We start from the raw sequence: 25,549 nt of genomic DNA, 5'->3' as shown, positions 1-25,549 counted from the left end.
TGTCGATGATCTCGATGCTCGGGTGACGTGCGGTCAGTTCGACGGGCCGCGGTAGAGGAGGTACTGCCTGCGGCGTGCGTCGAAGGCGGCGAGCTCGTCGCGCCAGGCGCCGACGACCTCGTCGGCGGAGGCGCCGGCCGAGATCTGCGTGCGCAGCCGCTGCGAGCCGGTCAGCTTGTCGATCCAGTAGGGCCGCGCCGGGTCGTAGGAGTCGTGGCGCCAGGCGAAGTCGGGGTAGAGCGCCTTGGCGGCGACGAGCATCTCGACGGCGGCGCGCATCGGGTCGAACGCGGACGGGTCCGTGACGTGCAGCTGCACCCCGCCGCAGACCTTGCCGGTGTGCTTGCTGAAGGTCGGGGAGAAGTACGCCTCGCGGAACCCGACGCCCGGAAGGCCCAGCGCTGCAAGGCGTTCGGCCCACTTGTAGTCCACGAACGGCGCACCGACGAGCTCGAACGGCCGGGTCGTGCCGCGCCCCTCCGACAGGTTCGTGCCCTCGAACATGCCGGTGCCCGGGTAGACGAGCGCGGTGTCGGGAGTCGGCATGTTGGGACTCGGCATGACCCACGGGAGCCCGGTGACGGCATACGGCACGTCTCGGCGCCAGCCCTTCACCTGGACGACGGAGAGCTCGTCGAGCCGGCTGCCCGCGTCGGCGGCCAGGAACTCGCCGTCGAGGTAGCGGGCGAGCTCGCCGACCGTCATGCCGTGGGCCTGGACGATCTCCTTGGCTCCGACTCCGGAGGTCCACGGCGTCGTCATCATCGGCCCGCGGGCAGTGCCGCCGACGGGGTTCGGACGGTCGAGGACGACGAAGCGGGCGCCGACGGCGACGGCCGCCTGCATGGCGGTGTACATCGTCCAGATGTAGGTGTAGAAGCGCGCGCCGACGTCCTGGATGTCGAAGACGACGGTCTCGACCCCGGCTGTGCGGAACATCGTGGTCATCTTCGCGACGTTCGCGCCGTAGGCGTCGTAGACGGTGAGGCCGGTGCGCGGGTCGGGATGGGTGCCCTCGGAGTCGCCGGCCTGCGCGGTGCCGCGGAAGCCGTGCTCGGGTCCGAAGACGCCGACGATGTCGACGGCTCCGGACTCGTGCATGTCGTCGACGATGGTGCGCAGGTCGGTGAGGATGCCGGTCGGGTTGGTGATGACCCCGACCTTCTGGCCCTCGAGGGTCGACCAGCTCGAGGCTGCCGCGCTCTGGGCACCCGTCGTCACGGGTCTGTCGGGGTAGCTGCCGGCGTGTGCCGTCCGGCCGCCCTGCGCTGCACGGGAGCCCCCCGCCGTGGCGGGGATGGCGACGGCACCGAGTGCTCCGGCGGTGAGCAGCTGCCTGCGGTTCAGGTCGGTCATGGTGAGAGCTCCGATCGAGTGCGGGCCGGGCCGGCGTCAGTAGGTGAGGCCGTGGCCGAAGGGGTAGAGCGCGGTGTTCGGGTCGCCGGCGACCGGGATGTCCACGGGAAGTGAAGCCGTGGGGGAGACGTCGCCGACGATGACCCGAGCGGCCGCCTCGATGGCGACGGGGCTGTAGGAGTACGTGGCCACGTAGGTCGGCGCATCGGTGAAGTAGGCGATGTCGTAGGGGTCGCGGACCGCGACGACGACGACCGTCTTGCCGGTGGCGAGCAGCTGCTTGACGAGCTTCTGCTGGCCGCCGCGCCTGTCGGTGACGCTGGTGTCCCAGGCCTTCATGGTGGTGACGACGACGACATCCTTGTCGGCAGCCGCGCCGACGGCCGAGGCGACCTGCGCGTCGGTCGGGGAGGCTCCGGTCTGGACGGTCTGGACCGTGGCGCCCTTCCCGGTCAGGGCCGCGGCCAGGGTGGCGGTCGTCCCGACGCCGTAGCCGGTCACGAGGACCTTCTTGCCCTTCGGTGCGAGCGGGAGCGCCTTGGCGTCGTTCTTGACGAGGGTCGTGGTGCGGTCGGTGACCGAGTCGGCGGCTGCCAGGTGGGCCGGGGTGCCGACGACCGAGGAGAGGGCCTTCGGGTCGGCGTACGGGCGGGCCACGATGCCGCGGCGGTACTTCAGGCTGAGCACGCGGCGTACCTTCGCGTCCAGCTCGTTCCGCGGGATGCGGCCGCTGCGGACGGCGTCGAGGACGGCGGCGAAGGCGTCGTCCATGGCGGGCGTCATGAGCAGCTGGTCCACGCCGGCGAGGAGGGCCCGCACAGCGACCTCGGCGTCGCCGTAGAGGTCGCGAACGCCCTGCATGGCGAGGGAGTCGGTGACGATGACGCCCTGGTAGCCCAGCTGGCCACGCAGGAGGTCGGTCATGATCGGCTTGCTCAGCGTCGCCGGGTTGCCCGAGTCGTCGAGGGCCGGGAACGACAGGTGCGCGGTCATGATCATGTCGATCTGCTCGTTGATCGCGGCCTTGAAGGGCGGCGCGTCGATGGTCTCCCACTGCTCGCGGGTGTGCGTGATGATCGGGAACGCGACGTGGCTGTCCGTCGCGGTGTCGCCGTGGCCCGGGAAGTGCTTGGCGGACGAGGCGACGCCCCCGTCGCGCTGGTAGCCGGCGACCTGGGCGGCTGCGAGCTGGGCGGCGAGCTCGGGCCGCGACGAGAAGGACCGCGTGCCGATGACGGGGTTGAGCGGGTTGACGTTGACGTCGCAGTCGGGCGCGAAGTTGGTGTTCACACCCATGGCGAGCAGCTCCATGCCCGTGATGGCGGCGGCCGTGCGGGCGTCCGCGGCGCTGCGGCCGGCGCCGAGGGCCATCGAGCCGGGGAACTGGGTGGCGGGCGGCCCGATGCGGGTGACGACGCCCTGCTCCTGGTCGGTGGCGATCTGCAGCGGGATGCGCACCTTGCCTGCCTGCGTCAGTGCCGCCTTCTGAAGGCCGTTGGACAGACCGACGATCTGGTCGGGGTTCTGCACGCTGTCGGTCCAGGCGAAGTAGATGATGCCGCCGAGGTGGTACTTCTGCACGACCTCGGCCGGGCTGGCGACGCCGTAGAGCGGCAGGTTGCGGGCGTCGGGCGTCGTCGCGTCGCTGCCGTAGACGTTCTGGATGAAGAGCTGGCCGACCTTCTCCTCCAGCGTCATCCGGGCCATCGTCGAGGTGACCCAGCCGTGCTCGGCCGCCGGCGGACGGACCAGGGAGCCGGCGGCGCGGGCGCTGCTGGCTGCCGCACCTGCGGCCGCCGCGGCGAGCCCGCCCGCGATGACCGAGCGCCGCGAGAGGTTGGACATGGACATGGGAGCCTCCGGAAGATGTGAAGAAGTGACGCATTCCGCCCTTCCTTCGGAACTTACCTACGCCTTCGGAGGTCGGCAACAGGTAGCGCGATCCCGTCCGGCTGGCACAGGCGGCCAGGGCAGCGGGACGGGCGCCTGTCGGTCGCGCGGGTCGAGCCGGGCGGCTCACCAGCCGGCGAGGGATCTCACGGTCTGCACGGTGTCGATCTCGGAGACCGGTTTGTCGTCGCGGTAGCGGATGACCCGTGCGAAGCGGAGGGCGAGGCCGCCGGGGTAGCGGCTCGAGCGCTGCACCCCGTCGAAGGCGATCTCGACGACCTGCTCGGGACGCACCGTCACGACCCAGCCGCTCTCGTCGGCCGGGTCGGCGGCGAGCTCGCGGAAGCGCTCGGTCTGCCAGGCGAGCATGTCGTCGGTCATGCCCTTGAACGTCTTGCCGAGCATGACGAGGTCGCCGGTCTCGGCGTCGCGTGCCCCGAGGTGGATGTTGGAGAGCCACCCCTTGCGCCGGCCGCTGCCCCACTCGACCGCGAGCACGACGAGGTCGAGGGTGTGCCGGGGCTTGACCTTGACCCACCCGGGACCGCGCCGACCGGCGGCATACGGCAGGTCGGGGTCCTTGACGACGACGCCCTCGTGACCGGCCGCGACGAGCTCGGCGAAGAACCGCTGCGCGGTCCCCGGGTCGTCGGTGAGCTTGCGCGGGACCGTCCACGCGGGCGGCACCGTCCGCGACAGGTGCTCCCAGCGGGTCGCGGCCGGCTCGTCGAGCAGGTCCTTCCCGTCGAGGTGCAGCAGGTCGAAGAAGTAGGGGGTGAGCGGCACGTCCTCGCGCAGCCGCTCGACGTCGGCACTGCTGGCGGTGCGGGCTCCGGTGACCTGGAAGGGTTGCGGGCGCCCGTCCGCGGCCAGCGCGATCACCTCACCGTCGAGCACGGCGGTCTCGACGTCGAGGCCCGCGAGCGCCTCGGTGATCTCGGGCATGCGCTCGGTCACCTCGTCGAGGGTGCGCGTGAACAGCCGCACGGTGCCCGGACTCGTGCGGTTGTCGACGTGGGCCTGCAGGCGTATGCCGTCCAGCTTCGTCTCGACGACGACCTCGCCTCCCAGCGTGGCGAGGGCCGAGGCGACGTCGGGCGCGGCGCCGGCGAGCATCGGCCGGAGGGGCCGGCCGACCTCGAGCGTCAGGGCGTCGAGGGCCTCCGCGCCGCCGGCCAGGGCCGCCCGGGCCACCGGCCCGGCGAACCCGGCCACCATGACGGCCCTGCGGACCGCGGCGCCGGGAACCTGGGCGGCCTTGGCGATCGCCTGCAGCATGACGCCGTCACCGGCACCCTGGCGCGTCTCCCCGGTGATGAGGCCGCGCAGCCAGGCCTGCTCGTCGGCGGTGGCCCGGCCGAAGAGCTCGCGGACCGCGGTGGACCGCGTGGCTCCCGACCCTGACCCGCCGATGGCCGCAATGGCGCTGGCGGCGGCGTCGACCTCCTCGACGGTGAGGTTCGACTCGTCGGCCGGTTCGGGGAGGTCCTGCAGGCCGCGCCAGCTCACACCGATGCGGCGCTGCGGCAGGACGCCGGAGAGGTGCGCCGTGACGACCTCGACGACCTCGGGGCCGTCCTCGGCAGCGCGTCGCAGGCAGGCCGCGAGGGTTTCGACCTTCGCGGTGCGGGAGGACGTCGCGGCGACCGTCCGTGAGGTGGCGACGACGTCGGAGAGCTGCATGGCCTGATCTTGCCCGCCCGCGCCGACACCCAACCACCACCACCCTCCAACCGTCGAGAGCCCACGCGTGGCCTCTCGACGGTCGGGCACCGGCAAACTTTGGCCTCTCGACGGGTGGGGACCCGCGGAGTTTGGCCTTTCGACGGTTGGGGGCGGGGGGCGGGGTCACTTGACGGGAGGGACTGCTTGTCGACAAGGTAAGCAAGCGCTTAGTCAACCGCGAGGAGCAGCATGCCCGACACCGCCGTCGTCACCGGGGCCGCCCGGGGCATCGGGCGCGCCATCGCGTCCCGCCTCGCGCGCGAGGGCTGGCAGCTCGTCGTCGCCGACCTCGACGGGGCCGCGCTCGCAGAGGTCGCCGAGGAGCTCGGCGCTCTCGCCGTCCCTGGCGACACGTCGGCCGACGCGGGCGTGCGCCACCTCGTCGAGACGGCATACGCCCATCTGGGGCACGTCGACGTGTTCTTCGCCAACGCGGGCATCGGCACGCTGGCGGGCCTGGACGCCGCCGACGAGCAATGGGCCCGCGCGCTCGACACGAACGTCCTCGCGCACGTGCGCGCCGCGCGCCTGCTCGTGCCCCGCTGGCTCGAGGCGGGCGGGGGTCGCCTCGTCGTCACCGCCTCGGCCGCCGGGCTGCTCTCGATGCTCGGCGACGCGCCGTACTCGGTCAGCAAGCACGCCGCCGTCGCGTTCGCCGAGTGGCTGAGCGCGACCTACCGGCACCGCGGCATCGTCGTCCAGGCCATCTGTCCCCAGGGCGTGCAGACCCGGATGCTCGAGGAGTCCGGCCCGCTCCAGGAGCTGCTGACCCGCGACCGTACCGTCAGCCCGGACGAGGTCGCCGAGGCGGCCTGGCAGGCGCTCGCCGGCGACGACTTCTACGTGCTGCCGCACCCCGAGGTCCGCGACTACTACGCGCAGCGCGCCGCCCACCCCGACGCCTGGATCGCCGGGATGAACCGGCTCCAGCAGAAGCTCGACCACCAGACCAGCACCGCCCACGCCACCCCCAGCAGCACGCCCAACGAGGAGAACGCATGACCGAGCAGCCCACCTCCCAGCGCACCGCCATCGTGACGGGGGCCGCGCGCGGCATCGGCGCGGCCGTCGCCAAGCGCCTGGCCTCCGACGGGTATGCCGTCGCCGTCCTCGACCTCGACGAGTCGGCTTGCGCTGCAGTCGTGTCCGAGATCGAGGCCGCGGGTGGCAAGGGCCTGGCCGTCGGTGTGGACGTCTCCGACGAGGCCGGTGTGCAGGCTGCCGTCGACCGGGTCGCCGCCGAGCTCGGCGCCCCGACGGTCCTCGTCAACAACGCCGGCATCATCCGCGACAACATGCTCTTCAAGATGACGACCGACGACTGGGACGCCGTCATGAACGTCCACCTGCGCGGCTCGTTCCTCATGACCCGTGCCACGCAGAGGCACATGATCGACGCCGGGTTCGGCCGCATCGTCAACCTCAGCTCCACATCGGCCCTCGGCAACCGCGGGCAGGCGAACTACTCCGCGGCCAAGGCCGGCCTGCAGGGCTTCACCAAGACCCTCGCGATCGAGCTCGGCAAGTTCGGCGTGACGGCCAACGCGATCGCGCCGGGCTTCATCGCGACCGACATGACGCGCCAGACCGCCGAGCGCATGGGCATCACCTTCGAGCAGTTCCTCGAGGGCGCGGCCAAGGAGATCCCCGTGGCGCGGGTCGGCCAGCCCGAGGACATCGCCGCGACGGCTTCCTTCCTGGTGCGCGATGAGGCCGGGTTCGTCTCCGGCCAGGTCATCTACGTCGCCGGCGGGCCGAAGGACTGACGTGACCGACGCCCGCCCCGAAGGCCTTGCGCAGCAGGGCGACCCGCCCGGACTGCGGCTGGACCGACTGCAGTCCTTCCTCGACCGCGAGGTGCCCGGGCTGCTCGACGGGCCGCTCACCGGGCGGGTCGTCGCGGGCGGCAAGTCCAACCTCACCTACGAGGTGGGCGACGGCACGAGCACGGTGATCGTCCGTCGCCCCCCGCTCGGCCACGTGCTCGCCACCGCGCACGACATGGTGCGCGAGCACCGAGTCATCACGGCCCTGCGCGACACCGCCGTGCCCGTGCCGACGACGTATGCCGTGTGCGACGACCCCGACGTCATCGGCGCGCCCTTCTACGTCATGGAACGCGTCGCGGGCACGCCCTACCGCTTCGAGGCACAGCTGCGGCCACTGGGCGCCGAGCGCGTCCGGGCCATCAGCGAGCGCATGGTCGACACGCTCGTCGCGCTGCACGGAGTCGACCCCGAGTCGGTCGGCCTCGCGGGCTTCGGACGTCCCGAGGGCTTCCTCGAGCGGCAGGTCCGGCGCTGGAAGCAGCAGCTCGACGCCTCGCGCAGCCGAGAGCTGCCCGGCATCGACGAGCTCCACGAGCGGCTCGCCGATTCCGTTCCGGCACAGAGCGACATGACGATCGTCCACGGCGACTTCCGCCTCGACAACCTCCTCGTCACGGTCGACGACGAGGTGTCGGCGGTGCTCGACTGGGAGATGGCGACGCTGGGCGACCCGCTGACCGACGTGGCGCTGCTCGAGGCCTACCAGCGACTCCCGCTCCTCATGGACTCCGTCGCGGTCTCCGACGTCTCGCGCGCGCCCGGCTTCATCAGCGGGCCGGAGCTGCGGCAGCGGTATGCCGCAGGGAGCGGCCGCGACCTCGGCTCGCTCTCGTTCCACCTCGGACTCGCCTACTTCAAGCTCGCGGTCATCCTCGAGGGCATCCACTACCGCTACACCCGGGGCCAGACGGTCGGGAGCGGCTTCGCCGGCATCGGCGAGGCCACCGTCCCGCTCGTCCGGGCCGGCCTCGCCGCCGTCAAGGAGAGCTGACATGGACTTCGGATTCGACCCCCGCACCGAGGAGCTGCGCTCCACGCTGCTCGGCTTCATGGACGAGCGCATCGTCCCCTCGCTGCCCGTCTTCGACGAGCAGGTCGCCGCGCTGCCGGACCGCTGGGCGTGGAGCACCGCCCCGGTGCTGCAGCAGCTGCGCCAGGAGGCCCGCGACCTCGGCCTCTGGAACGTCTTCCTGCCCGGCGAGCACGGAGCCGGCCTGACGAACCTGCAGTACGCCCCGCTGGCCGAGATCACCGGCCGGTGCATCCGACTGGCACCTGCCGTCCTCAACTGCGCCGCTCCGGACACCGGCAACATGGAGGTGCTGGCCCAGTTCGGCACGCCCGAGCAGCAGGAGCAGTGGCTGAAACCCTTGCTGCGCGGCGAGATCCGCTCCGCCTTCGCCATGACCGAGCCTGACGTGGCCAGCAGCGACGCCACGAACATCGCGCTGTCGATCCGCCGTGACGGCGACGACTACGTCATCAACGGCCGCAAGTGGTGGATCACCGGGGCGATGAACCCCGAGTGCGCGATCTTCATCGTCATGGGCAAGACCGACCCGTCGGCCGAACGGCACCGGCAGCAGTCGATGGTCCTCGTCCCGCGTGACACCCCGGGCGTCGAGGTGGTCCGTGGCATGGAGGTCTTCGGCTACGACGACCACGACCACGGCGGCCATGCCGAGCTGCGCTTCACCGACGTCCGCGTGCCTGTGGGCAACCTCATCGGGGAGGAGGGCTCGGGCTTCGCCATCGCCCAGGCTCGGCTCGGCCCCGGCCGGATCCACCACTGCATGCGCTCGATCGGCCTCGCCGAGGTCGCCATCGAGGCGATGTGCCGCCGGGCGTCCGAGCGCGTGGCCTTCGGCCGTCCGATCGCCGAGCAGGGCGTCGTGCGCGACTGGATCGCCGAGTCGCGGGTGCGCGTCGAGCAGCTGCGCCTGCTGGTGCTCAAGACCGCCTGGCTCATGGACACCGTCGGCAACAAGGGCGCCCACACCGAGATCCAGGCGATCAAGATCGCGACCCCCAAGACCGTCGAGTGGATCCTCGACAAGGCGATCCAGACCCACGGGGCCGCGGGCCTCAGCCAGGACACCGAGCTCGCCGCCGCCTTCGCCGGCATCCGCACGCTGCGCTTCGCCGACGGGCCCGACGAGGTGCACAAGAACGCCCTCGCCAAGGCCGAGCTGCGCAGGTATGCCGGCAGCTGACCGCCCGCACCCGGGCACCCGCCGCGCCACCCGGCATACGCCCCCGACGACCTGATCGCCCGACCGCACGACCGCACGAAGGGACCGACGATGGACTTCGACCTCAGCGCCGAGGAGCGCGAGATCCGCGACTGGGTGCGCACCTTCGTGCGCAGGGAGATCATGCCGCTCGAGCCGCAGGTGCTCGAGCGCGAGCGGCGCAACGAGCGCGGCCTGACGGCCGTGGAGCTGAAAGCCCTTCAGGACAAAGCCCGCTCGTCGGGCTTCTTCGGCATCCAGACACCTGAGAGCCACGGCGGGATGGGGCAGGGCGCGGTCGTTGCCGCCCTCATCGAGATCGAGCTGGGCCGCTCCTTCGTGCCGTTCCGCTTCGCCGGTGAGGCCGACAACATCCTCTTCTCGGCCACGCCGGAGCAGCAGGAGAGCTACCTGCTTCCCACGATCGAGGGGACGCGCAAGTCGTGCTTCGCGATCACCGAGCCGGGCGCCGGATCCGACGCCCGGGCGATCCGCACCAGCGCCCGCCGTGAGGGCGACGAGTGGGTCATCAACGGGGAGAAGACCTTCATCACCGGCGGCAACGAGGCCGACTTCGTCATGGTCTTCGCCGTCACCGACAAAGAGAAGGGGGCCGACGGCGGCGTCACATGCTTCCTCGTCGACCGCGACCGTGGGTGGACGAGCACCCCGATCGACACCATGGGCGAGTGGGGGCCGGCCGCCCTCGTCTTCGACGACGTGCGCGTGCCGCACTCGGCGATCCTCGGCGAGGAGGGGAGGGGCTTCGAGCTCGCGATGCGTTGGATCGGCAAGGGCCGCTACATGCTGCCGGCCCGAGCGCTCGGCTCGTGCGAGCGGCTCGTCGAGATGGGCATGGAGTGGGCCCGCAACCGCGTCACCTTCGGCGAGCCCATCGCCGAGCGGCAGGCGATCCAGTGGATGGTCGCGGACTCCGCCGTCGAGATCGAGGCGCTGCGCTGGCTCGTGCTGACGGCCGCCTGGCAGGTCGACAGCGGCCTCGACTCGCGCCAGTCGCAGTCGATGGCCAAGCTCTACGGCGGCATCAAGGCCAACGAGATCGTCGACCGGGTGCTGCAGATGCACGGCGGGATGGGCTACACCCGCGAGCTGCCCGTCGAGCGGTGGTACCGGGAGCTGCGCCTGCTGCGGATCTACGAGGGCACCGACGAGATCCAGCGCCGCACGATCGCCCGCAACCTGCTCAAGGGACACGCCTCGGTTCGCGGCCACCTGGGCTGAACCGACGACACAATGGGCGCATGGCCGGTGCCCCTGCAGCCGCGAAGCAGTTCAACAAGGTCGCCGTCCACCTGGCGGGGCGCCGGTTCCTGCCGGTGTGGGCGGTGCTGCACCACCGGGGGCGCTCGACCGGCAAGGAGTACGCGACGCCCGTCACCGTCCTCGCCACACCGACCACGTTCGTCATCGGCCTGCCGTGGGGCCGCCGCACCGACTGGGTGCGCAACGTGCGCGCTGCGGGCGGCTGCACCATCCGGTGGAAGGGACGCGACTACGACTGCAGCGCACCGACCTTCGTCGGCAAGGACGTGGCGCTCGCGGCGGCGAGCGGTCGCGTGAGGCGGATCATCGAGCGGCGCGACATGTCGGGCGGCTACCTCCAGCTGGCGCGGAGGGCTACTGCCGAGGCGTAGGTGCGTCCACGCGAGCCGGTGCGGCGTTGGCGCCAGGACGACACGTCCGTCGCCATCGTCCGTTTTGCCCGATTCCCAGCGATGTGCGCCATCATTCCGCCATGAAATCCGCGCAAGGGGCTGCCGCTCGAGGTGGGCGACCGAGGCTCGCAGGGGGGAGCTGGTGGGTGGGGACCGCCCTCGCCCTCATCGGCGTCTTCGTGCTCGCCGCGACCGCCGTGCGCTACGCCCCATCAGGCTCGACCCTGGCCGTGTGGTGGCCGGCCGGCGGGCTCGGGGTGGCCTTCCTCCTCGCGACCTCGCGCGACGCACACGGCCGGCGGAGCTGGTTCTTCGTCGGTGGCATCCTCGTGTGCACGGCGGCCGCCAACGCGTATGCGGGACGTCCCACCCTCGTGGCGACTGGTCTCGGGGTGGCTAACGCGGCCGAGGCCGCTGTGGTGCTGGGCCTGCTCCTGCGCGGTGGCCGGAACCCGGCCCTCGACTCGCTGGAGGACCTCTGGCGGCTGATCGCCGTCACCGTTGCCGGCGCCGCCGTCTTCGCGGCGCTCGCCGCCCTCGTGGTGAGCGCAGGGCTGCACGGCCCCGTCCTCACCACCGCCGCCGCCGTCGCGGCGTCGCACGCAGCCGCCGTCCTCGTGATGGCTCCGTTCGGGATCGCGGCGCGCAACGAACGCACCCGTGCCCCCCGCTGGGAGGACCTCGTGCAGTGGCTCGTCGCCCTCACCCTGACGGGGTGGGTGTTCGGCGGCGAGCAGGCGCTGCCGTTGACGTTCCTCCTCATCCCGGTCCTCATCTGGGGCGCGCTGCAACAGAGCGTGCGCGCCGTGGCAGCGCAGCTGCTGGTCGTGGCCGTGATCGCCGTGACGCTGACGAGCCGGGGTGGCGGGCCCTTCGTCTATGCGGTCGCCGTGGCCGACCTGCGCCCGGAGACCGTCGGGGCCCTGACACAGGCCTTCCTCGTCACGCTCGCCGTCACCACGCTGACGCTGGCCGTCACGGCAGCCCAGCGGCGCCGGGCCTTGGCCGACCTGCACAGCGAGGTCAAGCTCACCGGCGTGGTGCTCGACACCGCGGCGAGCGCCATCGTCGTGCTGGACGCCGACGCGGTCGTGGTGCGGCTCAACGCCACCGCCGCCCGACTGCTCGGTGCCCCCGCGGAGGACCTGTGCGGCCGTCTCGCGGTGGAGGTCTTCCCGGTGGACGACCGCCGTGAGCTCGCACGCCGGATGGGACGGATCCGGGAGGGCGCAGTGCCCTTGCATGACGAGCACGACTGGCACGTGGCCGGCCTGGGAGTCCGCCACATCGTGTGGACGAACGCCTATCTCACCGACCCGGACGGCAACCGGACGCACCTCGTCAAGACCGGCGTCGACGTCACCGACGAGCGAGCCGCCCGGACGTTCGTCGAGGCGGTGCTCGAGTCGGCGACGGCCACGGCGATCGTCGTGACCGACCTGGACGGTGTCATCACGTTGTTCAACCGCGGGGCCGAGAACCTGCTCGGCTGGTCGGCCTCCGAGCTCGTGGGCCGAGGCGACTGGTCCCTGCTTCACGACTCCGAGGAGATCCGCCGGCGGGCGCGGGATCAGGGCATCGAGCCGGATGTGGAGGTGCTCGCGCAACAGGCCCGTTCCGCCGGCTCGGCCGCCCCCGAAGACTGGACCTATGTGCGCAAGGACGGCTCGCGTCGCACCGTGTCCCTCGCGGTCAGCGGCATTCGCGACGAGGCGGGTCAGCTGAGGGGCTACCTCATGGTCGCGGAGGACGTGACCGGCCGCCGAGAGGCAGAAGTCGCGCTCCAGACCGGCCTCGACCGCGAGCGGCAGGCGGTCGAGGAGCTGACCCGGCTCGACCGCGCCAAGTCCGACTTCGTCTCCACGATCAGCCACGAGCTGCGCACCCCGCTCGCCAGCGTCCTGGGCTACACCGAGATGCTCGAGGACGGGGCCGCCGGACCGCTCTCCCCGAGGCAGCTCGAGCTCGTCGGGCGCGTGGAGCGCAACGGCCGCCGCCTCCTGTCGCTCATCGAGGACCTGCTCACCAACTCCCGCATCGAGGCGGGCCGGCTCGTCCTCCACCCCAGCCGGTGCAACCTCGCCGACGTCGTCGCCAGCGCGTGGAGCTCGGTCGAGACGGTAACCCGTGACCGGCGCCTCGACCGCGAGCTCGACGTGTCGCCGACCCCGCTGTGGGTGGACGGCGACCGCGCCGCCCTCGAGCGGATGGTCACCAACCTGCTGTCGAACGCCGTCAAGTTCACTCCCGACGGAGGGCGCGTGAGCCTCGTGGCTCGCCCCGACGAGACCCGCACCGACACCGTCCTCCTCGTGGTCTCCGACACCGGCATCGGCATCCCGTCCGCGGACCACGAACGCGTCTTCACGCGGTTCTTCCGCTCGGACGTGGCCAACGAGCGGGCGATCCAAGGGTCTGGGCTCGGGCTGTCGATCGTGCGGGCCATCGCCGAGGGACATGGCGGATCGGTGTCCGTGGAGTCGGTACCCGACGAGGGTGCGACCTTTACTGTGTCGATTCCCCGTGTCGGCTTGTGGGACAAGCCCCCCGAGCCGGACATCTTCAACATATCGTGACCATCGGGACAGATCCGGCCGTCATGCCGAACCACGGGGGTCGTGGGTTAGGGGACAGGGTGCGCGAGGGCGAGACGTGGGAGGTGCTGGCGCTACGCCGGCTCACCGAGCTGATGAACCGGGTCAGCGCCCAGGACGACCTCTCCGTCCTGTTCGACATGGTGGTCGACGGCGCCGCCGACGTCGTGGGCTTCAAGGTGGCGGCGATCAGCATCGTCGTCCCCTCGGGTGACGTGAAGGTCGTCGCCGTCGCGGGCGACGACGAGGCCCGCACGGAGCTGCTCGGGCGGCGCACACCCCGGGAGGTCCTCGAGGCCGAGTTCGCCGTGGCCGAGCGGTGGGGCAGCCTGCGCTTCGTGCCGGCAGGCCAGCTGCCCGACGGGTCGGCGGACGGGTGGGTCTCCTCCGACTGGACGGCCCCGACGCCGGAGGACGACCCGGACGCCTGGAACCCGGAGGACACCCTGATCGCGCCGTTCTTCGACGCGGTCGGGGAGCTGCTCGGCATCCTCTCGGTGGACCTGCCGCTCAGTGGCCTGCGCCCCGACGCGACGCAACGCGCGGTGCTCGAGCTCTTCGCCAACCAGACAGGCATCGCGGTATCGGCAGCCCGCCAGCGGCACACCCTCTCGGAACGGGTCCGGCTGTCCGAGGCGGTCCAGACGGTCGCACGCATCGCCCAGGAGGACCTCGACCCGGCCAAGGTCGTCGACGTCGCGGCGGCGCCCATCTCGGCGGGTCTCGCGGCCGCCGGACTGTGGCTCAGGGCGTTCGGCGCAGCGGACGACGACGAGCGCGAGAGCGTCTCGGCGCGCAGCGGTACCTCCGTGCAAGCACCCGTCTCGCTCGTCGACACCGCGCGGCGGGCGGCGATCAGTGGCTGGCGCGCCGGGGTGGTCGCCGTCGTCGGCGCCGGACAGGCTTCGCCCGCCTCCTTCTGGCGTCCCGACGACGTCGCGCGAGCCGAGTCCTTCCTCGCGTCCGCCGGCGCGCGCTCCCTGCTCATCGCGCCGATGGGCTCGGGGTCGAGCTGCTTCGGCTACATCGCCTGCACCCGCGGCCCGTCCGACCCGGACTGGACCGTTGCCGAGGCCGAGGCGGCCCTCGAGATGGGTCGTGACCTCGGCCGCGCCATCCGAAACGCACGGTTGTATGCCGTGGAGCGGCGGGTGGCCGCGGAGCTGCGTGAAGCCGACCGTGGCAAGACACAGCTCTTCTCGACGGTGTCGCACGAGCTGAAGAACCCGCTCGCCTCGATCGTGGGCCACGTCGAGCTGCTCCGGCAGGACCCCGACGGCAACCCTGAGTGGTCGCTCGGCGTCATCGAGCGCAACACCGAGCGACTGCAGAACCTGGTCGACGACCTCTTGACCCTTTCCAGGGTGAGCGACCCCGACCGGGCGCTGCCGGAGGCCGACGTCGACCTCGGAGAGGTGTCGCGCGAGGTGGTCGACATGTTCCGGCCCCGCGCCGACACGCAGCAGGTCAGCCTGACCTTCGAGCAGCAGGACGAGCTGCCTCTGGTGCGTGGCAGCGCCGGGGACCTCGAGCGGGTCGTGCAGAACCTCATCAGCAACGCGGTGAAGTTCACCCCGCCGGGGGGCAACGTGGCCGTCTCGGTGGCCAATCGGCGCAACCGGGTGGTGCTCGAGTGTGTCGACGACGGGGTCGGCATCTCGCCCGAGGACCAAGCGGGTCTGTTCACGGAGTTCTTCCGCGGCACGAACCCGGTCACCCTGCGGGTTCCCGGCACGGGCCTGGGCCTCAGCATCGCGCAGCGCGTCGTGGTCAAGCACGGGGGACGCATCGTCGTGGACTCCGAGCCGGGCCGCGGCACCAGCGTCAGGCTCCTGCTTCCGGCCCGCTGAGGGGCCGCATCCGGCGCGTCCGCCGTCGAACTGCACGAAGGGCGCTGTTTCAGGCCGGTCAGTAGACGCGCGGCACGGGCTTGCTGCGGCCCGCCGTCCGCAGCTGCACGAGCCCGGTGAGGTCCTGCCGCTCGAGTGCTGCCTGCAGCTCGCCGGTGACCGCATCGGCGGCGGCGGCCACCGTGCGCAGGTCGGCGCCCCGCTCGATGGTGGCGTCGAGGTGAGCCACGATCTGACCTCGGTCGTGCTCCACGCGCCCCCGAGCCGAGCGCACCCCCGGCGTCCGCGCCAACGAGCCGGCCGCCGCATCGATGACGGGCCCGGCCGCCACGAGCAGCCTGCCCTCCGGGCCCGAACCGGGCAGCGAGAGGACGCTGATGCCGCGGCGCGGCAGGTGCGCGAGGAGCCAGCGGAGCCCGAGGAGGGCCAGCACGACCCCGACGGCGCCCAGCGCCCACGGCCACCACTGCTGCCGGGGCCACCATCGGATGCTGCTCAGGTCCACGTGGTCGGGCACGGAACCCAGCCGGCCCGCCCACCAGAGGATCCCGAGCACACCGAGCGCGACGAGCACCAGGCCGGCCAGAGCGGTCATGACCCGGTCGAGGACCAACGTCCGACTGCTCATCGCTGCCGCCTCTCCGTGGTGACGCGCACCGTGGGTTGCGTGACGAGCGGCTCCAGGCGCTGGGTGACTGCGCCGCGAACCCGTTGCGGCACGTCGGGATCGCCCGTCGAGCGGATCGTGACGGCCACCCGACGCGGCGTGGCGGAGGCGCGCACTCCGAGCACCCCGTCGACTCCCTCGGCCGCCGTCTCCACGAGGCGGGTGATGTCCCGTGGACGCAGGAAGACGCCCGTGTCGGCCGCCACCGCCGCGACCTTCGGCCCCGACCGGAGCAACGCCTTGACGAGGAGGGCCAGGCCGAGGAGGCCGAGGAGCGCCCCGACCACGACCGTCCACATCTCGGGGCGCACTCCCTGCACCGCCTTCGCCAGCTCGTGCAGGAGCGGCTTGCCGGTGAGCAGCCGCGCGTAGAGGAGCGCGTCGCGCACCGCGAGCACCCCGATCGCTGTCAACAGTGCGGCGAGCAGGATGCCGAGGGCGCTGGTGCCACCGGTGCGTCTCGGGGTCTTGGCCGCCGGCATGGCCGGAATGCGGCCGTCGCTGAAGCCCGACTGGCTCACTGGACCCTCCTGTGCTCGCTCGCGGCAGCCGGCGCGATCGTGGCGATGGTCACGTCGACGGCGTCGACGGCCAGGCCCACCAGGGAGGTCAGCCGGTCCCGGACGTGGTCCCTCACCTGCGCTGCGGTGCTGGCCAGTGGCACGGGCCAGTCGACGGCGATGTCCAGCTGGACCCGCGCGTGCCCACCGGCCACCTCTGCCTTGACCTTGGGGTACTGCCGTCCGACGACGCCGTCGAGGCCCGAGCCGAGGGGGCGCACCCCACTCACCTCGCAGGCCGCGATGCCGGCCACGCGCTCGACGACCCGGTCGGCGACGTCGAGCCGTCCCCGTTCGGCCGGGTCGGGGAGGCCGCCAGGCGGCCCACCGCTGCTCGCCGGAGGCTGGGCCGCCGATGCCGTGGCGACGTCAGTCACGGCGACGGCCGCCCATCAGCCGTGAGAGGTCGAGGCTCCCGTCGATCTGCCCGCCGACGATGAAGCCGATGGCGCCGAGGACGAGGGCGAGCAGGAAGCCGGTGAAGCCGCCGGTCGCAGCGGCCACTCCGAGAAGCAGGCCGGCGATGAGGCCGATGGATGAGCTGGGCATGGGAGTCTCCTCTGACAGAAGGGCAGTCCGAACGCCGAGGGGGTTCAGGGCTGGGTGTTCAGATGTCGGTGGTGCGCCGGGCCCCGGGGAACGACCGCGGGAGCCGGCCCCGGACGCTCCCGGAGACGTGACGGGTGCGCCGGGCCAGACGCATACGCGTGCCGCGCCAGGTCCGCGCCACGACCACGACAGGGGCCGCCGCGCTCGGTGAGCCGATCGGCGCGGTCGACTCGCCGGGCACCGCGAACGCCCGATCGATGGCGGCCAGCGCGGAGAGGTAGGCGTCGACGTCGCCGCCGCGGTCCGGATGGTGCGCCGCGGCGGCTTGTCGCCGCAGCCGCGCCCACTCCGTGCGCGCGGCCGGGTCGACGGGTCCGCCCCGGGGCATCAGGACTCCCGCGACTTCACGGTGTCGCCGGGAAGAGCCACGTCTGCGACCACCACGTCGACGGGTCCGTGGGTGAGGCCGATGACCGCCTGCCTCACGCGCTCTGCGGTGGTCCGGGCAGGCGCTCCCCACTCGAGGACCACGTGCACCGTGGTGCCCCCGGTCCTGAGCTGGACGCCCGGGACCGTGCGGCCCGGCAGGTGGGTCGCGGCTTCCCCGAAAGCCCCCGGGTGCAGACCGGCGACACCGGGCACGAGGAGCACTGCCGCCGCGACGGCGTCTGCCATCTCGGTCGATGCGCCCTGCGGCTGTGCGCTGTCAGCGGGTGTGCTGCTCGGAGGTGCGAGGTTGCCGCCCACCCCCGGCTCTCCGGTCACTGGACTCGGGGCTCGGCAGGCTGGCCCTGCTGGTCCTCGTCGTCGCTCTCGAGGAAGACGTCCTGGACGTCGATGTTGACCTCCGTGACCTCGAGGCTGGTCATGCGCTCGATCGAGCTGATGACGTTGCGGCGGATGCCCTGGGCCAGGTCCGCGATCGACACGCCGTACTCGGCCACCAGCTGGAGGTCGACCGCGGCCTGTCGTTCGCCGACCTCGACGGAGACCCCGAGGGACTGGTTGGTGCGCCCTCCCGGGATGCGTTCCCGGATGGCGCCGACGGCCCTGGCCGCCCCGCCGCCGAGGGCGTGCACGCCCGACACCTCGCGGGCCGCGATGCCCGCGATCTTGGCGACCACCGTGTCGGCGATGGTCGTGCGCCCCTGGTCGGTGACCAGCGGGGAGAGCGCACCACCTGCACTGCCGGCAGAGGTGGCGCTCGAGGCCGATGATCTGCTCTGGATGTCGCTCTGCGCGTCGCTCATCGCGGGCTCCTTCGAAGACAGTCGAATTCAGCCGGTGGCAGTCGGGCCGGCCGGGGCCGCGAGAGACCACCTACCTGGGTATGTACCCGTCAGCGGCCCGCTGGCATCGCTCGGGGCTGCCCGACAGGGCCACGACGAAGCGGTGGTCGGGGGGCCCTGACCTCGGCCGCGATGACGGTAGGTCGGCGTTGAGAACGACTTCGCCGCCGCGGTGCTCCACCTGCTGCGGCGCGCGCGCATCGTGGCGGACGAGGGCTCGGTCAGCCCATGACGAGGCCCTCGATGTCGTGCTTCTGGGTGATGGGGTCCAGCTGGTCGACGACGGGGCACGACAGGTGGTCCCGGACCCGCTGGGGCAGCTGCTCCCAGTAGCCACGGGTCACCGCCAGGTCATGGTGGGCGTCGTTGCCGGCGCCCGGGGCATCGACGCCGAGCACCAGCACCGGTCGTGCGACCGACGACACGTTCGGGGTGCCGCGGTGGATCGTCAGGGCGGAGCGGGCCGAGATGTCGCCGACCTTCGGGTACTTGCGCTCGGCACGGGCCTCGTAGCGCGGGTACATCGACTCCGGTGGAAACATCTCGTGGTCGAAGTCGTCGCCGCGGTCCCACTGGGTGCCGGGCGCGATCTCGAACGGCCCCATCTCGTCGGTCGTGTCGACGGTGGTGAGGTTGAACGCGAGCGAGGTGAGGCGGTGCTCGTCGGTGGTCTCGCGCGGGCTCAGGAAGTCGCGGTGCCACGGCTGGACCTTCGCCCCGGGGAAGGGGGTGTCGAAGCCGACCTCGACGATCGTGTAGTCGGGGCCGAGCATCGCCTCGCAGACGGTCCGCACCCACGGGTGGTCGACGAGGTCGACGAAGCCGCGCAGCGCCTCGGGGTGGATCTCGACGTACCACCGGTTGGGTCCGCGGCCCACCGCGCCGCCCTCGCGTGAGCGCGCCTCGTCGAAGGCGACGTCGATGTCCTCGCGAAGCTGCTGGACCCACTCGGGCGTGAAGGCGCCCTTGAGGGCGATGATGCCGTCGGTCTCCAGCCCGTGCCGGATCGCTGCCGCGTCGAAGGGCTGGTCGAACTGGTCGAACTGGTCGGATTCGGTCACCTCGGTCCTCATGTTCCGACGGTACGCGCCGACGGGCCCGTCGCGGCCGATCGGAGTCCAGATCGGCCACATCGCCCTTGACACGACATTCGGGGCACCCCACACTGCCCAATGGCTTGGTGGCCCTGTGGCCTAGCCAATCCACCTGACAACGAGGTCATCGGGCGGCGGGGAGCGCCGACTGACCGACCTCACCCGGCCGCGACGCCGAACGCGACCGCCGACACGCCCCGAGAGAAGCCCCATGTCGCACACGCCCGACCTCGTCCTCGAAGAGGAGCAGACGGCCCGCACCGACCGCCCCGGTCCGCTGCACCGCTTCACCGACCTGTCCGTCCGCTACGTCGAGAAGTGGATGCCCGACCCCTACCTCTTCGCGGTCATCCTGACGATCGTCGTGGTGGTCCTGATCTTCGCCTTCGTGCCCGGTGCGAGCCTCGGCGGCGTCGTGGACGGCTGGTACAAGGGCGTCTGGGGCGAGGGCAACATCTTCACCTTCGCCATGCAGATGATCCTCATCCTCGTCGGCGGCTACACGCTGGCCGAGGCGCCGCTCGTCAAGCGAGGCCTGCAGTGGCTTGCGAGCAAGCCGAGGAACCAGGCCCAGGGCGGCCTGCTCTGCTTCGGCGTCGCGGCGCTCGCCTGCGTGGTCAACTGGGGTCTCGGCCTGGTCGTGGGCGCCCTGCTGGCGCGCCAGGTCTTCGGGCGGCTGCGCACCGTCAACTTCGCCTACCTCGTGGCCGCCGGCTACATGGGCTACATGGTCTGGACCTCCGGCCTGTCGAGCTCGATCGCCTTGGCCAACACCGACAAGACGAGCAAGCTCAACATCATCTGGACCCAGACCCACCAGCTCGTGCCGCTCAGCGACACGATCTTCCGGCCCTACAGCTTCGTGCCGATGCTCGTGCTCGCCGTGGTGATCGGCCTGCTCGTCCACCGCATGTCGCCGCGTCCCCAGGAGAGCACCGAGCAGGCGGACGTCGACCGCGAGGCGCTGCTCGCGCTCGACCAGCAGCCCCAGGACGTGCGGCCGGCCGGCCCGCGCACCCTCGCCGAGAAGCTCGAGAACCTGTGGGTCCTCAACGTGCTCGTCTTCGTCGCCGGCATCGCCTACTTCGTGCGCAGCGGTTTCGCGCTCAACATCGGCTCGATGGTGATGCTCTTCTTCATCCTCGGCGCGCTCTTCCACTGGACGCCGATGCGCTTCATCCGGGCCTTCACCGAGGCGGCCAAGACCTCCGGCCCGCTGCTGCTGCAGTACCCGCTCTACGGCGGCATCATCGGCCTGCTCGGCTACACCCCGCACGCGGGCGTCCACCCCCTCCAGACGGTCATCGCCTCGGCGATCGTGTCGCACGCGACGTACTACACGCTGCCGTTCCTCAACTACGTCGCGTCGGTCGTCATCTCGCTCTTCGTCCCGTCCGGCGGTGGCCACTGGGGCGTCCAGGGTCCCGTCGCCGTCGACGCGGCCGTGCAGCTCGGCCAGACGTCGCCCGCCTACCTCGGCAAGATCTCGATGTCGGTGGCCAACGGCGAGGCGGTCGCCAACATGATCCAGCCGTTCTGGCTGCTGCCGGTCCTGGCGATCGCCAAGCTCAACATCCGCCGGGTGATGGGCTTCACCGTGGTCGCCTTCGTCGTCGGATTCGTCGTCCTCGGCGTCGGCAGCCTGCTGATGCCGCTCCTGCCGTGACCGCAGGGGCGAGATGGGCGACGATGGCGGCGTGGACGTGAGCGCACCGACGGCAGAGCAGGCTTACCTGGTCGAGCGCTCGGCGGTCGAGCTCTCGGGGCTGATCCACCGCCGTGAGGTCTCCTGCGTCGACGTGATGGGGGCCCACCTCGCGCAGATCGAGCGCTACAACCCCGAGCTCAACGCCATCGTGGCCCTGCGCGACCCCGAGGTGCTGCTCGCCGAGGCGCGGGAGCGTGACGAGGAGCTGGCCGCGGGTCGCAGCCGCGGCTGGATGCACGGCTTCCCGCACGCCGTCAAGGACCTGGCGGCCGCGAAGGGGCTGCCGCACACCAACGGTTCCCGCATCTTCGCCGGCCGGGTCGCCGAGGCCGACGACGTGCCGGTCGCCCGCATCCGGGCCGCCGGGGCGATTCTCATCGGCAAGACCAACACCCCGGAGTTCGGGCTCGGCTCGCAGAGCTACAACGAGGTGTGGGGCACGACCGCGAACCCCTGGGACACCTCACGCACGGCCGGTGGCAGCAGCGGCGGCGGCGCCGCGGCGCTGGCCGCCCGGATGGTCCCCGTCGCGGATGGCTCGGACAACATGGGCTCGCTGCGCAACCCGCCTGCCTTCAACCACGTCGTCGGCCTGCGACCGTCGTGGGGTCGGGTGCCCGAGCCCGGCTTCGTGCCCTACGGCAGCGTCAACGGGCCGATGGGGCGCACCACGGCCGACGTCGCGCGCCTGCTCTCGACGATGGCCGGCCCGGACGCCGGTGCGCCGCTGTCGCTGGACGACGACCCTGCGACCTTCACCGCCGCCCTCGAGCGGGACTTCGCCGGGACGCGGATCGCCTGGGTGGGCGACTGGGACGGCTACCTCGCGACCGAGCCGGGAGTGCTCGCGCTGTGCGAGTCGGCCCTCGCCACGTTCGAGAGGCTCGGCTGCGTCGTGGAACCCGAGCTGCCGGCATACGCCCCTGAGGAGATCTGGCGCTCCTACCTGGCGTGGCGCGCGTGGGGCAACCTGCGCCACGCCGACCTCTACGACGACCCGGCGACGCGGGCACTGATGAAGCCCGAGCTCGTCTGGGAGATCGAGTACGGCCTGCGCCTGAGCGCCCGCGACCTCGCGCAGGCAGCCGCCGCCAGGGACGGCTGGTATGCCGCGCTGGCCGACCTGCTCGAGCGCTACGACTACGTCGTGGCGCCCAGCGCACAGGTCTTCCCCTTCGACAAGGCGGTCCACTGGCCGGAGGAGATCGACGGCCGGCGGATGGACACCTACCACCGCTGGATGGAGACCGTCGTGCCGTGGACGATGTCGACGCACCCGGTGGCGGCAGTGCCCGCGGGCTTCGACGCGCGCGGCCTGCCGACCGGCCTCCAGCTCGTCGGGAGGCGCCACGACGACCGCGGCGTCCTGCAGCTGGCCCACGCGTACGAGGGGGCGAGCCCGGTCATGGACGGCTCCCTCCCGCCGCTGCTGACGCGCGCCATTCCCGCGTGACGCACCCCGGCCCGGGGTGACGCACCCCGGCCCGGGGTGACGCACCCCGGCCCGGGGTGACGCGTCCCGGCCCACGGGCCTCTCGGCTCCGCGGACCGGGGGGTCGGCGCACCGGTCAGCGCACGTGCTCGTGCTCCTGGCCCGGCGCCTCCGCGTCTGTGTCGGCTCGGTCGGCCCGGTCGGCTCGGTCGGCTCGGTGGTCCTCTCCGCCGTGGTCGGCCGCGCGCGCCTCGAGCGCTTCGAAGAGGGTCTGGCTGTAGGTCTGGAAGCCGAGCATCGCCTCGACCCAGTCGCGATCACGCTCCACCGACCCGTCGCGCGCGGCGCCGAGCTCGTCGACGACCGCGAGGCGCCGGTGCAGCTCGTCCGTCAGGACCGCCCCGAGGAACGTCGTCAGGTCCTCGGCTGAACCCGTCTCGATGGCCTCCTCGGCCAGCGGGATCACGGGGCCGTCGTCGAGCCCCGCGGGTCTCAGGCCGGTGAACGGGGCGCCCTCGGCCTCGCGATGCAGCCGGACCACCGTCTCGAAGAACAGGCGCTCCGCGACGACCCGGGCGCCGTGGCCCAGGGCGCGCACGGGCAGCACGGAGTCGAAGCTGGCCCTCACCTCGTCCTCGGCGCTCGCGGGGACGTAGGGCAGGACGAGCGTCACCTCGCCAGCCTCGAGGGCGTTGCGGGCCGCGCGGACGACGGGACCGTCGAGGGAGTCGCAGTGCGGGGGCATGGTGTCCTCCTCGTGGAGAGACGTGGCGAGACCCTACCGTCCATCGACCGTAGGCAGCGGCGTCGCGGCGCGGCAGGGTCCAAGGTCCCTCGGAGCGTTGCTGGGCTGGCTGCTCGCCGGCCGTCGCGCGACGTTGCCGGAACCCTTGACTGCCCGGAAGAGCGCCCGATAGGTTCCAGCCATCCGATGCGGACGGTATGTTTTGGATGATCCATTCCGGAGCCTCTGCGCGGGGAAGGGCATGGATATGTCTAGAAGTCACGCCACGGGAAGGATCGGCGCACGGGGGAGGGCCTCCGGCGCACCTCTCGCGGCCGCCTTCGCCTCGGTGGCCGGCTGGTCCTTCGATCTCTTCGACCTCTTCCTTCTGCTCTACGTCGCAGGTCCGGTCGGAAAGCAGATCTTCCCCTCGCACAGCCCGACGCTCAGCCTCGCTGCCGTCTTCGCGTCGTTCGCCGTGAGCATCATCATGCGGCCGGCCGGGGCTGCGTTCTTCGGAGAGCTCGCCGACCGCAAGGGCCGCAAAGCCATCATGGTGACGGTTCTCGCCGGCGTTGGCCTGGCCACGGCGGCCATGGGGCTCGTGCCGACGTATGCCGCCATCGGCGTCGCATCGCCGGTGATCTTCCTGGTCCTGCGCGTGGTTCAAGGACTCTTCGTCGGGGGAGTCACCGCGACCACGCACACGTTGGGCACCGAGAGCGTGGCGCCCCGGTGGCGTGGCCTCATGAGCGGACTCATCGGCGGCGGTGGGGCGGGCCTCGGCGCTGCCCTGGCGAGCGTGGCGTTCATCGCTGTCAACCATTTCTTCCCCGGCCCGTCCTTCGATGAGAACGGCTGGCGCGTCATGTTCTTCACCGGGCTGTTGGGTGCGGTGCTCAGTCTCTTCGTGCTGATGAGGGTCGAGGAGTCCCCGCTCTGGGAGGAGCAGCAGGAAGCCGCCAAGCGGAAGCGGGAAGTGGTGGACCCCAAGCGGGTTCGTTTCAGCGACCTCGTGGCCGGCAGCTACCGCAAGGTCCTGCTGATCAACATCGCCGTGGCCGCCGGCGGCGGCGCGCAGTACTACCTGACGTCGGGCTTCCTACCCACCCTCCTTGGCTCCGTCATCAAGATGCCGACTGGCAGTCGCGGTCAGGTCCTCCTCATCTCAAGCGTCGTGGTCGTCATCTCAGCCACGGCGGCCGGGGAGCTCAGCGAACACATCGGCCGACGCAGGACCATGATCCTGTTCGGAGGGGCCAACCTCGTCCTGCTCCCCGTATTCACCTGGATCCTGGGCAAGGCGAGCCCGTCCGACACGGGGACGATCCTGCTCTATTCGTGCCTGCTGGCCTTCCTGGCCAACGCCGCTTACGCCCCGGTGCTGATCTTCCTCAACGAGCGTTACCCTACGGTCCTGCGGTCTCGCGGCACGGCGGTCTCCTGGAACACCGGCTTCATGCTCGGTGGCCTCCTGCCGACCTTCGTGAACCTCTTCAGCCCCACGCTCGCTGACGTGCCGGGCCGGCTCGTCCTGTTCATCATCGGCTCCGTCATCGTCTTCCTCGTCGCGGTCGGCGTCAGCCCCGAGACCCGCGGCCGCATCGACCAGGAGGCTGTGGGGTCCGAGATCGGAGTCACCGGCGCAGACACGTCGGGACGTCCGCTCGTCCGGGAGCACTCGCCGGCCGCTGTCGCGTCAGTGGGAGAGCAGGACCGGCGATGACAACCGCCGCGGGCCCGGACATGGACCCCACCTGATCGGAGACCCACCTGGTGATCGCCAGGTGGGTCTTCGCCCTTGCCCGGGAAAGTCCGAGGTCAGGCCAGCTCCTTCTCCAGCTCCTTCTCCAGGTCCTGCCAGAACTGCAGAGCCGCATACTCCATGGCGAGCCCCAGCCGGAGCGGGACCATCCGGTGGGCCAGCTCTCCTCGATCGCCGAAGCGAGCCTGCATGTCCTCGTACGTCGCAATCCGCTCCTCGTGCTGCGCGACCTGTCGCGCCGCCAGGGCACGGATGTCCGCCGGATCTGTGAGCTCGGCGAAGAAGAGCTTCAGCTCGCCGACATCGCGGACCTGGAGGGGCTCCTCCGAGGGCTCGCGCAGCCATCGCGTCAAAGCAGCCAGGCCGGCATCGGTCACGCTGAAGGTCTGACGGCGACGACCTTCGTCCTCTGTCTGCACCTCGAGCAGACCGAGCTCGACCAGGCGCTTCGGCTCCGAGTACAGCTGAGCGTGCGGGAAGGGCCAGAAGTAACCCACCGACCGGGCAACGGCCCGCTTGAGCTGATAGCTCGTAGAGGGGCCTCGCATCGCGAGCATGCCGAGAACGACGTATGACGTAGTGGTGAGTCGCGACGTTGACATGGTCTGAA

The 25,549-nt window shown here is 71.6% G+C and carries 24 protein-coding genes; 11 read left to right on the top strand and 13 right to left on the bottom strand.

Annotation, left to right across the window (positions count from 1 at the left end; all coding sequences use genetic code 11):
* Positions 1 to 33: 33 nt before the first annotated feature.
* The 3 genes from LQK93_RS06230 to LQK93_RS06220 form a co-directional block, all read right to left on the bottom strand.
* Positions 34 to 1,356, bottom strand: coding sequence for an exo-beta-N-acetylmuramidase NamZ domain-containing protein (locus tag LQK93_RS06230; RefSeq protein ID WP_374970678.1), 1,323 nt, complete (start codon positions 1,354 to 1,356; stop codon positions 34 to 36).
* Positions 1,357 to 1,392: 36 nt separating this feature from the next.
* Positions 1,393 to 3,201 carry a glycoside hydrolase family 3 protein gene (locus LQK93_RS06225; protein ID WP_374970677.1) on the bottom strand — a complete coding sequence of 603 codons (1,809 nt, stop codon included), beginning with the start codon at positions 3,199 to 3,201 and terminating at the stop codon, positions 1,393 to 1,395.
* A gap of 171 nt (positions 3,202 to 3,372) precedes the next feature.
* The gene (locus LQK93_RS06220) at positions 3,373 to 4,929 is read right to left on the bottom strand and encodes an ATP-dependent DNA ligase (RefSeq protein WP_374970676.1); all 1,557 of its coding nucleotides are present in this window, start codon (positions 4,927 to 4,929) and stop codon (positions 3,373 to 3,375) included.
* A gap of 231 nt (positions 4,930 to 5,160) precedes the next feature.
* Between LQK93_RS06220 and LQK93_RS06215 the strand changes: the two genes are divergently transcribed.
* The 8 genes from LQK93_RS06215 (at position 5,161) to LQK93_RS06180 (ending at position 15,151) form a co-directional block, all read left to right on the top strand.
* Positions 5,161 to 5,973, top strand: coding sequence for an SDR family oxidoreductase (locus LQK93_RS06215; protein ID WP_374970675.1), 813 nt, complete (start codon positions 5,161 to 5,163; stop codon positions 5,971 to 5,973).
* A complete protein-coding gene (fabG, locus tag LQK93_RS06210) occupies positions 5,970 to 6,737 on the top strand; it encodes a 3-oxoacyl-ACP reductase FabG (RefSeq protein ID WP_374970674.1) in 768 nt (255 codons plus the stop codon). The genes LQK93_RS06215 and fabG overlap by 4 nt, the downstream gene beginning before the upstream one ends.
* Position 6,738: 1 nt before the next feature.
* Complete coding sequence (locus LQK93_RS06205) at positions 6,739 to 7,791, top strand: phosphotransferase family protein (protein ID WP_374970673.1); 1,053 nt, start codon at positions 6,739 to 6,741, stop codon at positions 7,789 to 7,791.
* A gap of 1 nt (position 7,792) precedes the next feature.
* Positions 7,793 to 9,013: an acyl-CoA dehydrogenase family protein gene (locus tag LQK93_RS06200; protein WP_374970672.1), complete on the top strand. Its 1,221-nt coding sequence runs from the start codon at positions 7,793 to 7,795 to the stop codon at positions 9,011 to 9,013.
* Positions 9,014 to 9,103: 90 nt separating this feature from the next.
* Complete coding sequence (locus tag LQK93_RS06195; protein ID WP_374970671.1) at positions 9,104 to 10,273, top strand: acyl-CoA dehydrogenase family protein; 1,170 nt, start codon at positions 9,104 to 9,106, stop codon at positions 10,271 to 10,273.
* A 20-nt stretch (positions 10,274 to 10,293) separates the two neighbouring features.
* Positions 10,294 to 10,686, top strand: coding sequence for a nitroreductase family deazaflavin-dependent oxidoreductase (locus LQK93_RS06190; protein WP_374970670.1), 393 nt, complete (start codon positions 10,294 to 10,296; stop codon positions 10,684 to 10,686).
* Positions 10,687 to 10,853: 167 nt separating this feature from the next.
* Positions 10,854 to 13,283 (top strand): PAS domain S-box protein, encoded by a 2,430-nt coding sequence (locus LQK93_RS06185; protein ID WP_374970669.1) that lies wholly within the window; start codon positions 10,854 to 10,856, stop codon positions 13,281 to 13,283.
* A 59-nt stretch (positions 13,284 to 13,342) separates the two neighbouring features.
* Positions 13,343 to 15,151, top strand: coding sequence for a sensor histidine kinase (locus LQK93_RS06180; protein WP_374970668.1), 1,809 nt, complete (start codon positions 13,343 to 13,345; stop codon positions 15,149 to 15,151).
* A gap of 58 nt (positions 15,152 to 15,209) precedes the next feature.
* On the opposite strand, the gene LQK93_RS06175 is transcribed toward LQK93_RS06180, so the two are convergent.
* From LQK93_RS06175 to LQK93_RS06140, 8 genes are all read right to left on the bottom strand, one after another.
* On the bottom strand, positions 15,210 to 15,779 hold the full coding sequence (locus LQK93_RS06175; RefSeq protein ID WP_374970667.1) for a hypothetical protein: 570 nt from the start codon (positions 15,777 to 15,779) through the stop codon (positions 15,210 to 15,212).
* Positions 15,776 to 16,339: a DUF6286 domain-containing protein gene (locus tag LQK93_RS06170; RefSeq protein WP_374970666.1), complete on the bottom strand. Its 564-nt coding sequence runs from the start codon at positions 16,337 to 16,339 to the stop codon at positions 15,776 to 15,778. The genes LQK93_RS06175 and LQK93_RS06170 overlap by 4 nt, the downstream gene beginning before the upstream one ends.
* The gene (locus tag LQK93_RS06165; protein WP_374970665.1) at positions 16,336 to 16,755 is read right to left on the bottom strand and encodes an Asp23/Gls24 family envelope stress response protein; all 420 of its coding nucleotides are present in this window, start codon (positions 16,753 to 16,755) and stop codon (positions 16,336 to 16,338) included. Before LQK93_RS06165 ends, LQK93_RS06170 begins: the two co-directional genes overlap by 4 nt.
* Positions 16,748 to 16,927 carry a DUF2273 domain-containing protein gene (locus LQK93_RS06160; RefSeq protein WP_374970664.1) on the bottom strand — a complete coding sequence of 60 codons (180 nt, stop codon included), beginning with the start codon at positions 16,925 to 16,927 and terminating at the stop codon, positions 16,748 to 16,750. The genes LQK93_RS06165 and LQK93_RS06160 overlap by 8 nt, the downstream gene beginning before the upstream one ends.
* A gap of 58 nt (positions 16,928 to 16,985) precedes the next feature.
* Positions 16,986 to 17,315 carry a hypothetical protein gene (locus tag LQK93_RS06155; RefSeq protein WP_374970663.1) on the bottom strand — a complete coding sequence of 110 codons (330 nt, stop codon included), beginning with the start codon at positions 17,313 to 17,315 and terminating at the stop codon, positions 16,986 to 16,988.
* Complete coding sequence (locus tag LQK93_RS06150) at positions 17,315 to 17,602, bottom strand: hypothetical protein (RefSeq protein WP_374970662.1); 288 nt, start codon at positions 17,600 to 17,602, stop codon at positions 17,315 to 17,317. The genes LQK93_RS06155 and LQK93_RS06150 overlap by 1 nt, the downstream gene beginning before the upstream one ends.
* An 86-nt stretch (positions 17,603 to 17,688) precedes the next feature.
* Positions 17,689 to 18,177: an Asp23/Gls24 family envelope stress response protein gene (locus tag LQK93_RS06145; protein ID WP_374970661.1), complete on the bottom strand. Its 489-nt coding sequence runs from the start codon at positions 18,175 to 18,177 to the stop codon at positions 17,689 to 17,691.
* 260 nt (positions 18,178 to 18,437) lie between these two features.
* Positions 18,438 to 19,289 (bottom strand): phytanoyl-CoA dioxygenase family protein, encoded by an 852-nt coding sequence (locus LQK93_RS06140; RefSeq protein WP_374970660.1) that lies wholly within the window; start codon positions 19,287 to 19,289, stop codon positions 18,438 to 18,440.
* 232 nt (positions 19,290 to 19,521) lie between these two features.
* Between LQK93_RS06140 and LQK93_RS06135 the strand changes: the two genes are divergently transcribed.
* Together LQK93_RS06135 and LQK93_RS06130 are read left to right on the top strand one after the other, a co-directional pair.
* Positions 19,522 to 20,976 carry a TIGR00366 family protein gene (locus tag LQK93_RS06135; RefSeq protein WP_374970659.1) on the top strand — a complete coding sequence of 485 codons (1,455 nt, stop codon included), beginning with the start codon at positions 19,522 to 19,524 and terminating at the stop codon, positions 20,974 to 20,976.
* A 31-nt stretch (positions 20,977 to 21,007) separates the two neighbouring features.
* Entirely contained in the window at positions 21,008 to 22,471 is a 1,464-nt protein-coding gene (locus LQK93_RS06130) for an amidase (protein ID WP_374970658.1), read from the top strand.
* A gap of 115 nt (positions 22,472 to 22,586) precedes the next feature.
* On the opposite strand, the gene LQK93_RS06125 is transcribed toward LQK93_RS06130, so the two are convergent.
* Entirely contained in the window at positions 22,587 to 23,195 is a 609-nt protein-coding gene (locus LQK93_RS06125) for a DUF6448 family protein (RefSeq protein ID WP_374970657.1), read from the bottom strand.
* A 247-nt stretch (positions 23,196 to 23,442) separates the two neighbouring features.
* Here LQK93_RS06125 and LQK93_RS06120 point away from each other — a divergent pair, with 247 nt between their 5' ends.
* On the top strand, positions 23,443 to 24,900 hold the full coding sequence (locus LQK93_RS06120) for an MFS transporter (protein WP_374970656.1): 1,458 nt from the start codon (positions 23,443 to 23,445) through the stop codon (positions 24,898 to 24,900).
* A 95-nt stretch (positions 24,901 to 24,995) separates the two neighbouring features.
* Here LQK93_RS06120 and LQK93_RS06115 read toward each other — a convergent pair whose 3' ends face one another.
* Positions 24,996 to 25,541, bottom strand: coding sequence for a PadR family transcriptional regulator (locus LQK93_RS06115; RefSeq protein WP_374970655.1), 546 nt, complete (start codon positions 25,539 to 25,541; stop codon positions 24,996 to 24,998).
* Between the last annotated feature and the right edge of the window lie 8 nt (positions 25,542 to 25,549).

Source organism: Terrabacter sp. BE26, from assembly GCF_041941675.1.
In the GTDB taxonomy this organism is placed as follows: Bacteria; Actinomycetota; Actinomycetes; order Actinomycetales; family Dermatophilaceae; genus Terrabacter.
The sequence above is the reverse complement of the archived record's forward strand: the minus strand, read 5'-3'. Positions and strand labels throughout refer to the sequence as shown.